We start from the raw sequence: 12,945 nt of genomic DNA on the forward strand, positions 1-12,945 counted from the left end.
GGCCACTTGCCACAGGGTCGGAGCGCGGCCATCGTGTCGCGCGACCAACGAGGATAACCGGGAGGAACGGCTTTGCAGATTTCGGATGGCGACAGGCACCACGCGGCAGCGCTCTTGAAGATCGCCGGCGAGGCAGGCTCCTGCGCACCGATCACCGACGGGGATAACGCCTTCGGCCTTGCGCGCGCCTATCAGGTCTCGGCGGAGATCCGCGCGGCCCGCATCGCCCGCGGCGAAACTCCGCGCGGCTGGAAGATCGGCTTCACCAACCGGACCATCTGGGACGAATACGACGTGCACGCGCCGATCTGGGGGCCGGTCTACGACACGACGCTGGCCGAGGCGCCTGCGCAAGGGGCGGCGGAGACTGACATCGGGCATCTGGTGGAGCCGAGGATCGAGCCGGAAATCGTCTTCCGGATCGCTGCGCCGCTCGAGGCGGGCCTTTCCGAAGCGCAGTTGCTGGAGCGGATCGACGGGGTGGCGCTCGGTTTCGAGATCGTCCAGTCGGTCTATCCGGACTGGCGGTTCCAGGCGGCCGATACGGTTGCCGCCTTCGCCCTGCACGGCCTGCTGCGTCATCGCCCTTTCGCGCCGGTCACAGCAGTGAACCGGGGCGAGTGGCTGGACCGGCTCTCCTCCTTCACGCTGGATCTCCACCGCAACGGCGAGCGGGTCGACAGCGGCCGCGCGGAAAACGTGCTCGGCGGGCCGCTGAGCGCCCTGAAGGCGATGGTGGACGGGCTGCCTGCGACTGCATTGGCGAGCACGGTCTCCACTGGGGAAGTGGTGACGACGGGCACGCTGACGCGGGCCTTTCCGGTCGTGCCCGGGGAGAGCTGGGAGACGCGCGTTGCCGGACTGCCGCTTGCCGACATGGCGATCGCCTTTACGGGGTAAGGTGCGCGCGCGGCGCGGTTGCCGCCAAGATATTTTAGGATTGAAACAGTTGGGCCGCTCCCTAAACTGCGGCCCAAATCCGCCGGCTGAAAAGGGACGCCGGACTCTCGCCACATGCCAAGGAGTTGCCTCGTGACCGATCCCGTTCGCTATTCCGTTCAGGACGGCATTGCCGTGATCGCGGTCGACAATCCGCCGGTCAATGCCCTGTCGCAGGCGGTGCGGGCCGGCCTTGCAGAAGCCGTCACGCGGCTGTCCGGCGACGATCAGGCGCGTGCAGGCGTGATCTACGGCGCTGGCCGCACCTTCATCGCCGGCGCGGACATCCGCGAATTTGGCAAGCCGATGGCGGAACCGTTCCTGCCGGACGTGATCGCGGCCATCGAGGCGTGCGAGAAGCCGGTGGTGGCCGCATTGCACGGCACAGCGCTCGGCGGCGGGCTCGAGGTGGCGCTCGGCTGCCACGCCCGCGTGGCGCTGGCCTCGGCCAAGGTCGGCCTGCCGGAAGTCACGCTCGGCATCCTGCCCGGCGCAGGCGGGACGCAGCGCCTGCCGCGCATCGCGGGCGCAGCCGCCGCGCTAGACCTGATCACCAGCGGTCGCCATGTGGCAGCGGTCGAGGCCCTGAAGCTCGGCATCATCGATGCGGTCGTCGACGGGGACGACCCGCTGGTGGCCGGCCTTGCCTATGCCCGCCGTCTTGCCGATGGCGAGGCGACCGGCCGGCGCTCGGGCGAGATCGATCCGGGAGCCAAGGACGAGGCGCTGTTCGCCGACTGGCGCGCGAAGACGAAGAAGTCGGCGCGCGGGCAGATGTCGCCGATGGTGGCCATCGACGCCATCGAGGCGGCCTACGACTTGCCGTTCTCTGAGGGAATGGCGCGCGAACGCGAGTTCTTCAAGGAGCTGATGGCCTCCGACCAGCGAGCCGGCCTGATCCATGCCTTCTTGGCCGAGCGGGCGGTCGCCAAGATCCCGGAAGCGGAGGCGGCGAGTCCGCGCGAGGTCGCCTCGATCGGCGTCATCGGCGGCGGCACGATGGGGTCCGGCATTGCGGTTGCTGCGCTGAATGCCGGCCTACCCGTGACGCTGGTGGAGCGCGACGAGGCGAGCGCGGAGCGCGCCCGCGGCATCGTCTCCAAGCTGCTCGACGACGGCGTGCGGCGCGGCAAGCTGAGCGAGGCACGGCGGGACCAGATCCTGTCGCGCGACTTTTCCACCGCGACGGACTACTCGGCGCTCGCCGAGACCGATCTCGTGATCGAGGCGGTGTTCGAGGACATGGACGTCAAGAAGGACGTGTTCAAGCGGCTCGACGGGATCGCCAAGGCAGGGGCGATCCTGGCCACCAACACGTCCTATCTCGACGTCAACGAGATCGCAGCGGCGACCTCGCGGCCGCAGGACGTGATCGGCTTCCACTTCTTCTCGCCCGCCCATGTCATGCGCCTGCTCGAGGTGGTGGTGGCGGACAAGACCGCGGCGGATGTAGTCGCCACCGGCTTTGCGCTGGCGAAGAAGCTGCGCAAGGTGGCGGTGCGCGCCGGCGTGTGCGACGGCTTCATCGGCAACCGGCTGCTCAACACCTATCGCAAGGCCGCCGACTACATGGTCGAGGACGGGGCGAGCCCCTACCAGATCGATGCGGCGCTGGTCGCTTTCGGCTTTCCGATGGGTCCCTTCGCCGTCAGCGACCTTGCCGGCCTCGACATCGCCTGGGCCGGGCGCAAGCGGCGGGCGGCGACGCGCGATCCGCGCGAGCGCACGGTGGCGATCGCCGACCGCATCTGCGAGCGCGGCTGGTTCGGCCAAAAGACCGGCCGGGGATACTATCTCTACGAGGCGGGCGCCCGCCGAGGCAGCCCGGATCCGGAGGTCGAGGCGATCATCGCGGCCGAGCGCGAGGCCAAGGGCATCGTGCCGCGCAGCTTCACCGACGAGGAGATCGTCTCGCGCTACATGGCGGCGATGATCAACGAGGCGGCGAAGATCGTCGAGGAAGGCATTGCGCTGCGCCCGCTCGATGTCGATGTGACGATGCTGGCCGGCTACGGCTTCCCGCGCTGGCGCGGCGGGCCGATGCAATATGCCGACAGGCTCGGCCTCGACACGGTGCTCGCCGAACTGCGCCGCCTCGGTGCGGAAGACGCGTTTTTCTGGGAGCCGGCGCCGCTGCTGGTCCGCCTTGCGGAAGAGGGAAAGACCTTTGCCTCGCTGAACGAGCGCGATTGAACGACACCGTACGGCCCTCGTCGGTGCCTGTGTGCTGTCTTTGAAAGGCGTTCGCACTGGCGGCAGATGTCCTCGGACCCTATGTGAGGGCGCAACGCGATTACGCCCGAATGTCACGAGGCGGGCGCGGCGGAGATGAGCTCCGCCGCGCCGCTTTCGTACCTGCCCTGGACAAGAGCCGCCGATGGATTCCCTGACCCAGTTCGTGCTCGGTGCCGCCGTCTCGACCGCCTTCCTCGGCAAGACCCTCGGCCCGCGCCGGGCGGCACTGGTCGGCGGCGTGCTCGGCACGTTGCCGGATCTCGATGTCCTGCTGCCCTTCGCCGATCCGGTCGACAGTTTCGTCCTGCATCGCGGGGCGACGCATTCGCTGTTCATCCAGGCGTTGGCGGCGCCGGTCTTCGGCGAGGTTCTGGTCAGGCTGTTCCGTTCGCTGCGCGAGCGACGCCTGCTCGTCTGGCTGACGGTCTATCTCTGCTTCGCCACCCACGCGCTGATCGACGCGATGACGGTCTACGGGACGCGGCTGTTCTGGCCGATCTTTCCGGATCCGGTAGGCGTCGGCTCCGTCTTCATCATCGATCCGCTCTATACCCTGCCGCTGCTCGCGGTCGCGGTCTGGGCGCTGGCCCGGCGCGAATGGTCGCCGCGCTTTTCACGGGCGAACACTGCCGCATTGGTGCTCAGCACGGCCTATATGGCGCTGACGGTCGGGCTGCAGGCGCATATGGAAGCCCGCGCCAGCCGCATCTTCGCGGAAGCCGGGATCGCGCCGCAGCGGGTCTTCGCGATCGCTGCTCCCTTCAACACGGTGGTGTGGAAGGTGATCGGCATGGAGGACGAGCGCTATCACAATCTCTACCTGTCGCTGCTCGACGCCGACAGTCCTCCGACGATCTACACCCACGACCGGGGCGGCAGGTTCGCCGAGTGCCTTGCGGCCAATCCCGCCTATGCCAAGCTCGACTGGTTCAGCCGTGGCTATCTGCGGATAGAGGAACTGGGGAACCGCCTCGTCGTCTCGGATCTGCGGATGGGGCTGACGCCGGCCTACGTGTTCCGTTTCGAGATCGCCGAGCGGGACGAGGGCCGATACGCACCCATCGTGCCCGAGCGGGACATGTCCCACCGGCGCTCCAGTGAGGGCGATGGCGACTGGTTACTGGCGCGGCTTTGGGGCCGGCCGTTCCTGCGCCCGGCCGAGGCGCAGGCCGCCGAAACGGCGCTCGCGGAGAACGAGGCTGCCGAACCTCGCCAGGCCCGCGCCTGCTAACGACTTCGCGCCGCTACGTCACTCTGGCGGTGCCGCCGATTGACATTGAAAGACCCCGCGGAGGGTAGTAACCGGTTGAAAAAGCCTGCATGCGGGAGACATGCGGGCAACTGGGAGGACGCTCACGCCATGCAGGGAAGCGGGACACACGACACGGGCGGTGTCGACAGCGGCTATGCCTGGGCACGGCTGGGGCTTTCCATGTTCCTCGCCACCATCGGCGGGGCGGGCATGTGGTCCGTGGTGGTGGTGTTGCCGGCGGTGGAGCGCGAGTTCGGCGTCGACCGGGCGGATGCCTCGCTGCCCTACACGGCGACCATGATCGGCTTCGCGCTCGGCAATCTGTTCATCGGCCGTTTCGTCGATCGCCTCGGGGTCATGGTGCCGCTGGCGCTGGCCTCCGTGCTGCTCGGCTCAGGCTTCCTGCTGGCCTCGCAGGCCAGTTCGATCTGGATTTTCACCGTGCTGCAAGGGGCGATGATCGGCTTCGGTTCGGCGGCGACCTTCGGTCCGCTGCTCGCCGACGTCTCGCACTGGTTCGCCAAACGGCGCGGCCTTGCCGTCTCCGCAACCGCGTCGGGCAACTATTTCGCCGGGGCGATCTGGCCGCTGGTGCTGCAGGCGGCGATGTCCGAATACGGCTGGCGTGGGGCCTATATTCTCGCAGGCTGCGTCTGTCTTGCCGTGCTGGTGCCGATGGCCTTCCTGCTGCGCCGGCCGGCGCCGCACATGGCGGCCGGGGCGAGGCACGTGGAGCCGCCGCCGCCGGTGCGCACGACACCGCTGTCGCCCGGCGCCCTGCAGTTCCTGCTGATCCTTGCCGGGCTCGGCTGCTGTGTCGCCATGTCGATGCCGCAGGTGCATATCGTCGCCTATTGCGTCGATCTCGGCTACGGGGTGGCGCGCGGGGCGGAGATGCTCTCCCTGATGCTGGCCGGAGGCATCGCCAGCCGGCTGATCTCCGGCGTGCTGGCCGACAAGATCGGCGGGCTTCCCACGCTGCTGATCGGGGCGGTGCTGCAATGCCTCGCGCTGTTCCTCTACATCCCCTATGACGGGCTGGCTTCGCTCTACATGGTGTCGCTGATCTTCGGCCTGTCGCAGGGCGGCATCGTGTCCAGCTATGCCATCGTGGTGCGCGAATACCTGCCGGCCCGCGAGGCCGGACGCCGCGTCGGCGCGGTGATCACCGCAACCATTGTCGGCATGGCGCTGGGCGGCTGGATGTCGGGCTGGATCTATGACCTCACGGCATCCTACCAGGCGGCGTTCCTGAACGGCATCGGCTGGAACATGGTCAACATCGCGGTGATCGTGCTGATCCTGGTGAAGAGCGGACGGCCGCGCCGGTTGACCGCGGCGGCCTGAACCGGCGCTCGTCGGTTCAGTCCACGGTCTCGCCGGCATGCAGGCTCGCGATCAGGGCGAGCGCCTGCCGGCGGCAGTCCTGCTCCGCCAGCCAGGCGAGCAACTGTCCTGCGGGAGCCCCGTCAAGCGCCTCCGGCATCACCGAAAGCTCGAAATCCCTCAGCTCTCCGCCAACGGAGACGACCATGCGGCCGTCTTCCATCGCCATCCCCTCGGGCAGGGCAAGCCGGTTCTCGCCTTCCTTCCAGGCGATGCCGTCGTGACGGCCGGCAGCGCTTCTGGCCGAGACGGTCTGGGTCTCGTCCGCCTGCTTGCGCCAGAGCGTCAATTCGCCCGTGCGTATGCATCTGGGGCCGGAACTGTCGGTGCTGAGGTCCCAAACGCCGGGAGGTGGGGGGATGTCGCCGGCGCCGGCGCGTGCGGCGCCAAGCACGGTGGAGCTGGCTTCGGCAGAGCCGACGAGCCGCTTCAGCGCGTTCCAGCCGGTGGAGGGGGCATCGCCGCCGCCCGTCCCGCCTGGCGGCGGTACGGTGCCGGAATACAGGCCTTCCAGCGCGACCATGCGGCCGCTGCGCTCAATGAGAGTCAGCTTGGCGCCTTCGGGAAGATCGATCTGCTGGTCGTCGGCGATCTCTGTCCCGGCGGCATAGTTGCCGGGCGCGCCGCTGGCGGCGATGACGACATAGTCGGCCTGTGCTGCGGCCGGGCTGAGGCCGGCGAGCAGGCCGAAGCCGAGGCAAAGAGCGGTCTGGCGCATGGCAGTCCCGGGTCTCGTGTCCATCCAGTCCTCGCGCCGGCAACCTTTGCGGTGGCGCGCGGATCTTATCGTCTGCCTCATTTGCCCTCGAGAACCAATGTGGTCCCGGTTTCGCCGGCCTGCAAGCGGCGAAGGTGCAGAAGCGCCAAGGGATCGTCGGGTCGCAGCCGCAACGAGGCCTCGAAAAGGCTCGCTGCGTCGGCATTGCCCGCGCGCATCGCGGCAAAGGCCGAGCGATAGGTGGATTGCCAGGCCGGGTCCCGCTGGCGGGCCGCGAGAGGCTCGAAACAGGGCAGGGGAGTGGTGCGGCCCTTGAGGACGAGATCGGCCGCCGGTCTGCATTGGCTCGGTGGGCAGTGGGCGGCAACCGTCTCGCTCATCAGGATGCGGGTGCCGAGAAACCGGTTGGCCCCCTCCAGCCGCGCCGCCGTGTTCACCGTGTCGCCGATGCCCGTGTAGTCGAAGAAGCGGCTACCGCCGAAATTGCCGATGACGGCTTCGCCTGCATGCAGGCCGATGCGGGTCGCGCCGAGATGGATGCCGCGTCCGGCAACCTTCATCCGGTAGCCTTGCGCGAAATCGTCAAGAGCAAGGGCAAGGGCGACGGCATGGGCTTCCTGCTCCGGATCTTCGTCGGGTGCGCCGAAAAAGCCGACGACGGCATCGCCGATGATCTTGTCGATCGTTGCCCCGTGTTCGGTCATCAGCCGACACATCTCGTCGAGATACGGGTTGAGGATGTCGGTCAGGGCGGAGGGCTCAAGGTGCTCCGACAGGCTGGTGAAGCCCTCCAGATCGGTGAAGAGATAGGTGACCTTCCGCTTCTCGCCGCCGAGTTCCAGCGCCAGCCGCCCGCTGGCGATGCGCTCCACCACCGGGGGACTGACGTAGCGCGAGAAGGCAAGGCGCAGGAACGCCCGCTCCGAGCGCTCCGTCTGCCATCGTCGCCAGGAGAGCACGCCGGCGGTCGCAAGGGCCGCAAGGGGAGGGGCGACGAGCGGCGGCAGCCAGGTGCCGCTGGCGACCAGCCAGGCGGCAAGGGCGAAATAGGCGACAAGGCCGAGGGCCAGCAGCAGGACCAGCCGGCGCGGGGGGAAGGGCAGAGACAGCGCCAGGGCGGCAAGGCCGGCAAGCGCCAGCGTCGCCGCGATCCGCAGCCAGGGCGGCGAGGCGGGGAGCGAGAGCCCGGCAAGACGCTGGGCAAGGATGTGCGCATGGATCAGCACGCCGGGAATGGTGCCGGCGGCGCTGCCCTGGCCGGCGACCATCGGTGTCGGATGCCGGTCGATGGTCGGCAGGTCCGTGCCGATGAGGACGATCTTGCCGGCGAACCACGCGTCGGGGAGCAACGGTATGAGGTGGGCAGGGTAGAGCGGGAACGGGCCGGGCGCGCCATTCTGCAGTGTCTGCGCGCCATTGCCGTAAAGGATGCGGGACCGCGTGTCTCCCATGCTCTCATCCGCCGTCGCGCCGGCTGCCTCGATCAGGGCCTGCGTGAAGGTGCGTGTCGTCTTGCCGTCCTCGACCCGTGCCAGCGGCAGGTGGCGAACCACACCGTCGATCTCGTCGCGCGGCAGGGCGATCAGCCCGTGCCCGCGGCTGGCGACGTTCTTTGCAGCAAAAGCGGCCTGCCGGTCGGTCAGTCCGTCAGCGGAGGTGGCATAGGCGAGCACGACCGGCAGCGAGGCCTCGTCGATGGCGGAAAACAGCGCCTTGTCCTTCTGCGGAAGGCTTGGCTGATCGAGCAGGACGTCGATGCCGACGGCGGCGGCCCCGGCCTTGTCCAGACGTTTCACCAGATTGGCCAGGAACTCGCGGTCGATGGGGGAGCGGTAGGGGAAGGTGGCAAGTGTGTCCTCGGTCACAACGGCGACCACGATTTCGGACAGGGTCTCGGGCGGCGGCGAGGGCGCGAAGGCCACTGCGATGTCGCCCGCAAGCGGGTCGAGCCGGGAGGCGGCCACAAGCGCGACCAAAGAGGCAAGCAGAACGGCCGCTATCTCCAGCTGCCATCCGCTACGACGTGTCGGCCGTGTCGTCACCAGCCTCTCCCCCGGCCGGGGCCGCAGGGCCTGAGGGTTGCCGCGCGGCTCATGGCCCGACGTCGAAGCGCTTCACGCCGGAGCGGGTGCCGTCGCGATAGAACAGCTCCACCGAGACGAAGGAGGTGGCGGCGGGAATGTCGACATGGACCGTGGAGCCGGGCCCCGAAGACGGAACGGCATGCGGGTTGTCCGGATCGCAGGGACCGGTGTCGAAGGTGCGGTCCGGCGTTTCGCTGTCGAGGGCGTAGCGGACTTCCTGGATCGCGCAGCGATAGCTGATCAGGTGGGTGAAATAGAGCAGCTTGCGGCCGTCCCAGTCGCGGAAGGCAAGCCATCCGGTGCTCAGCCGCTCGAGGATGTCCTTCTGGCCCGAGACGAGCGCATCGCCCGGCGTGAAGCTGACGGAGAAGGGGCCCTGCATCTCGCCGTGGATGTTGAGATAGCTCACCTCGATGGCCGTGTCGCCGGCATTGCCGGGAAGCTCGAAGGCCGGATAGGGGATGGGTGCGCCGGTCGATGGGTCGACCGCGCCGTTGACGAAGCCGGTGGACCGGGCTTCGCCGCCCGGCAGTTTCACGAAGATCTCGCGCGTCCGGTCGGCGATGGCGAGGGTCAGCATCCATCCCTGGTTCGAGCGCATGGCGTTGAGGCGGACCGGGTTGGCAAGCGCGGCCGGGTTGATGAAGGACAGGGCGGCAAGGCGGGTCCTGGCGTCCTCGACCTGCTCGGCGGCCATCTGCTGGTCGAGATAGTAGCCAAGGAAGCGGCCATCCTCGACGGCGGCCATGAAGCGGTCGAGCAGATCGCGCTCGCGCGTCTTGTCGGATGCCGATTGCTGGCCGAGCCGCGTCTGGCTGTAGTCCTGCGACAGGGCGTAGAGCGCCGGCGAGAAGTCGGGATAGGCATCCAGGAACGCACTGAGCCGGCGGACGCGCTCTTCGCGCTCCTCCAGCAGGATCTCGGCGAACAGGGTCGTCGGATCGTTCCGTCCCTGCGACAGGGACCGGTAGATTTCCAATGCGCCTGCCCGTCCTTCCTGCACCCTCAGCACCGACTGGAAGCGCAGGTGCGGGTCGACCTGCGGCATGCCGAAGGCGAAGTATTTGAGATAATCCTGCCGGGCGCCGGGATAGTCGCCGCGGATCTCCTTGAGACGGGCGTTGGAGTAGAACTCGTGCGGCTGGGTCGGGCTGTCGACGATCAGCGAGCGGCTGGCGAGCTGGGCGAACAGCCGTCCGATCTTGTCGTTTCCGCTTTCCTCGCCGACCTCGTCGAGACGCGCTTTTGCCAGCGCGGCGAAGGCCCCGTCCGGGAAGCGGTCGAGATAGCTGCGGATCTGGTCGGCCGAGCCGCTGTCCTTCACGTCGTTCCACAACTGCAGCTCGAGTTGGACGTCGGAGCCGGGCGCAGCGCGCGCGACCGCCGCTGATCCGTCGGCGGAGGCGTCGGGCACGAAGATGATTTCCGAGGTGAGCGAGGAGTGATCCCAGGGCACCTGGTCGCCGCCGGTCGCTTCCACCACCCGCAGGCGCACCGCCTTGAAGACGGCCTCGATGCTGCGGCCGGGCACCAGAAGTTCCGCGGCGATTGCCGAGGTGTAGGGGCTGTTGAGGCCGGTGCCGTCGGCGGCGGTGCTGCCGGGAGCGGTGGCGAAGGAAATGAAGCTGCCGCGCGGCGTGCTGTTCAGCAAGGCGAGGCCGCCGGCACCGACGGAGCGGCTGAGCGCGGTGTTCCGGCATGCGTCGAGAATGACGATGTTGGCGCCCTTGTGTGCGTCTTCCACGGCGGACAGGACCCAGTCCACGGCAAGGGCCTCGAACTCCGCATCCACCTCGTCCCGCAGGTCGGCCCCGATGGGTGCGAGATAGTTGCGCCCGCCCGCCTGGAAGCCGTGGCCGGAATAGTAGACGGCGGCGACGGAACCCTCGCCGGCCTCGCCGAGGCGCTGCGTGAAGGCGCGAACCGCTTGTTTCATGGTGCGTAGATCCGCGTCGAGCACGGTCTCGACGGAAAAGCCGGCCTGGCGCAGCGTGTCGGCGATGAGCGCGGCGTCGTTGACCGGGTTCTTCAGCGGCGTCATGGCATCGCCCGAATAGTCGGAATTGCCGATGACCAGCGCCAGCCGTTCCGCGGCAAGGCCGGGCGCAGCGCCGAGCACTTGCGCGATGCCGAGACATGCGATGAGGGCGATCCCATGCAGCAGGCGCATGAACAGGTTCCTTCTGCGGTCTGACGGAGTGAAGTACCCGCAGGCGCGCTGCCAGTCCAGCTGGTCGCACCCATCGTTCACGGTTCCATGATTGCAGCTCAAACAGACATTGAGGTCAATCGGCACGGCAAAAGCCGGCCGACGGGTTGCCCTGCACTCCGCTTTTTCCCAAGATCCCGCCCAAGACGAGAGGGGAGCGGAACGACATGGCGCTGCGGGTCGGGTTTTCAGGGTACGGCGCGGCCGGGCGCTACCTCCATGCACCGCTCGTGGCGGCCGCGGGGATGGAAGTGGCCGCGGTGGCGACCTCGCGGGGCGCGGAGGTTGCCGCTGATTTTCCGCAGGCGGCCATCGTTTCCGACTTCGAGGCCCTGCTGGCGCGGCCCGACATCGATCTCGTCGTGATCGTGACGCCGAACGTGCTGCATGTCCCGCAAGTGCGGGCCGCGCTGACGGCCGGCCGCCATGTGGTCGTCGACAAGCCGGCAACGCCGACCCGCGCCGAGGCAGAGCAGCTGGCGGTGCTCGCGAGCGAGAAGGGCCTCAAGCTCGCCGTCTATCACAACCGCCGCTGGGACAGCGATTTCCTGACCGCACGGCGCCTGTTGGAAAGCGGCGAGCTGGGCGAGATCGCCGCGTTGCGCCTGGTGTGGGACAGGTTCCGGCCGCAGGTCGCCGACCGCTGGCGCGACCGGCCGGCGCCCGCCTCCGGCAATCTCTACGATCTCGGCTCCCACCTCATCGACCAGGCGCTGCAGCTCGTCGGCATGCCCGACTGGCTCCAGGCGGATGTCTTCACCCAGCGCCAGGACGGGGCGACGGATGACGGGTTCGAGCTTCTGATGGGGCTGGGCCGCATGCGGCTGTCGCTCGGCGTCTCGCTGATCTCTGCCGCGCCGCGCGACCGGTTCCGTATCGAGGGAACTCTTGGCGCGTTCCGCAAGCAGGGGCTCGACGTGCAGGAGGACCAGCTGAAGGCCGGGATGGTACCGCTCGATCCGCAGTTCGGCCGCGAGCCGGAGACGCAACAGGGCGAGATCGTCGCCCCGGACGGAAGCCGCCGTGCTGTTCCGTGCGAGCGCGGGCGCTGGCTGACCTTCTACGAGCGCATGCGGCAGGCCATCGAGACCGGAGGCGAGGTACCGGTGACCATGGCCTCGGCGGCGAAGGTGATCGGCCTGATCGAGGCGGCGCATGCCTCCGCCCGGCTGGGGCGCAGGATCGCACTCGACCCGGACGGGCGCTGGGCATGAGCGCCGCGCGGTCACAAGGGTTCGAGCATCCCTATCTGGCACAGCCGGGATTCCACGCGCTCGCCCATCGCGGCGGCGGGCTGGAGAACCCGGAAAACAGCCGGCAGGCGTTTTCCGCTGCAGCCGGCCTCGGCTACCGCTATATCGAGATCGACGTGCAGGCCTCTCGCGACGAGCGGGTGGTGGTCTTCCACGACGATACGCTGGAGCGGACGACGGACGGGCAGGGCGTCGTCTCCTCGCTCGTCATGTCGGATCTTGCCGGTGTGCGCATGCAGGGCGGCGAGCCGCTTCTGACGCTTGCCGAGGCGCTGGAGAGCTTTCCGGAGCTGCGCTTCAACATCGACATCAAGACCGACCAGGCCCTGTTGCCGACGCTCGACCTGCTGGAGCGCATGCAGTGCCTTGAGCGGGTCTGCATCGCCTCGTTTTCCGACGCGCGGCTGCGGGCGGCCCGCGCCCGCTTTGGCGACAGGGTCTGCCTCAGCAGCGGGCCGCGCGCGGTGACCGCCCTGCGCTTCGGCGCCTGGGGCATGCCGGTGGCCGCGCCCGATGTCGCCTGTGCGCAGATCCCGCTGGCGCAGTATGGCGTTCCGCTCGCAACGCCCGGTTTCGTGCGCCATTGCAACGCCAAGGGCATTGCCGTGCACGTGTGGACCATCGACGAGGAAGCGGAGATGCGCCGGCTGATCCGGATGGGCGTCAACGGCATCGTCACCGACCGGCCGTCGCTGCTGAGACGGGTGGCGCAGGAAGAGGGCGTGTGGCCCGGATCGCCGCCTCTTGGTCCCCGGGCCGGTCCCTCCAGCGGCCCGGGTGCTTGATTTCGCCGCATCGCAAGCCGATATCTCAGCCGCCTTCGCATCCGCCGGGCCGATCCGGCGCGCGGGCGTTTCACCGTCAGACAT

9 protein-coding genes are annotated in these 12,945 nt (G+C 68.6%); 6 read left to right on the top strand and 3 right to left on the bottom strand.

What is annotated here, in order from left to right; genetic code table 11:
* Window positions 1-72: 72 nt before the first annotated feature.
* The 4 genes from ACVJ6E_RS14215 (at window position 73) to ACVJ6E_RS14230 (ending at window position 5,773) form a co-directional block, all read left to right on the top strand.
* A complete protein-coding gene (locus ACVJ6E_RS14215) occupies window positions 73-900 on the top strand; it encodes a fumarylacetoacetate hydrolase family protein (protein ID WP_120269520.1) in 828 nt (275 codons plus the stop codon).
* A 114-nt stretch (window positions 901-1,014) separates the two neighbouring features.
* The gene (locus tag ACVJ6E_RS14220) at window positions 1,015-3,132 is read left to right on the top strand and encodes a 3-hydroxyacyl-CoA dehydrogenase NAD-binding domain-containing protein (protein ID WP_120269519.1); all 2,118 of its coding nucleotides are present in this window, start codon (window positions 1,015-1,017) and stop codon (window positions 3,130-3,132) included.
* A 184-nt stretch (window positions 3,133-3,316) separates the two neighbouring features.
* A complete protein-coding gene (locus ACVJ6E_RS14225; RefSeq protein WP_120269518.1) occupies window positions 3,317-4,405 on the top strand; it encodes a metal-dependent hydrolase in 1,089 nt (362 codons plus the stop codon).
* Window positions 4,406-4,534: 129 nt separating this feature from the next.
* Complete coding sequence (locus ACVJ6E_RS14230) at window positions 4,535-5,773, top strand: MFS transporter (protein ID WP_120269517.1); 1,239 nt, start codon at window positions 4,535-4,537, stop codon at window positions 5,771-5,773.
* 16 nt (window positions 5,774-5,789) lie between these two features.
* Here ACVJ6E_RS14230 and ACVJ6E_RS14235 read toward each other — a convergent pair whose 3' ends face one another.
* The 3 genes from ACVJ6E_RS14235 to ACVJ6E_RS14245 are packed head-to-tail and all read right to left on the bottom strand — an operon-like array spanning window position 5,790 to window position 10,784.
* On the bottom strand, window positions 5,790-6,554 hold the full coding sequence (locus tag ACVJ6E_RS14235; RefSeq protein WP_147421881.1) for a hypothetical protein: 765 nt from the start codon (window positions 6,552-6,554) through the stop codon (window positions 5,790-5,792).
* Between the two features lie 53 nt (window positions 6,555-6,607).
* The gene (locus tag ACVJ6E_RS14240) at window positions 6,608-8,572 is read right to left on the bottom strand and encodes an adenylate/guanylate cyclase domain-containing protein (protein ID WP_120269515.1); all 1,965 of its coding nucleotides are present in this window, start codon (window positions 8,570-8,572) and stop codon (window positions 6,608-6,610) included.
* Between the two features lie 49 nt (window positions 8,573-8,621).
* On the bottom strand, window positions 8,622-10,784 hold the full coding sequence (locus tag ACVJ6E_RS14245; protein WP_120269514.1) for a caspase family protein: 2,163 nt from the start codon (window positions 10,782-10,784) through the stop codon (window positions 8,622-8,624).
* Window positions 10,785-10,990: 206 nt separating this feature from the next.
* Here ACVJ6E_RS14245 and ACVJ6E_RS14250 point away from each other — a divergent pair, with 206 nt between their 5' ends.
* Window positions 10,991-12,037 (top strand): Gfo/Idh/MocA family oxidoreductase, encoded by a 1,047-nt coding sequence (locus ACVJ6E_RS14250; protein WP_120269513.1) that lies wholly within the window; start codon window positions 10,991-10,993, stop codon window positions 12,035-12,037.
* Entirely contained in the window at window positions 12,034-12,861 is an 828-nt protein-coding gene (locus ACVJ6E_RS14255) for a glycerophosphodiester phosphodiesterase family protein (protein ID WP_120269512.1), read from the top strand. Before ACVJ6E_RS14250 ends, ACVJ6E_RS14255 begins: the two co-directional genes overlap by 4 nt.
* The last annotated feature ends 84 nt before the right edge of the window (window positions 12,862-12,945 follow it).

It is taken from the genome of Stappia sp. G46H5W, from assembly GCF_058448995.1.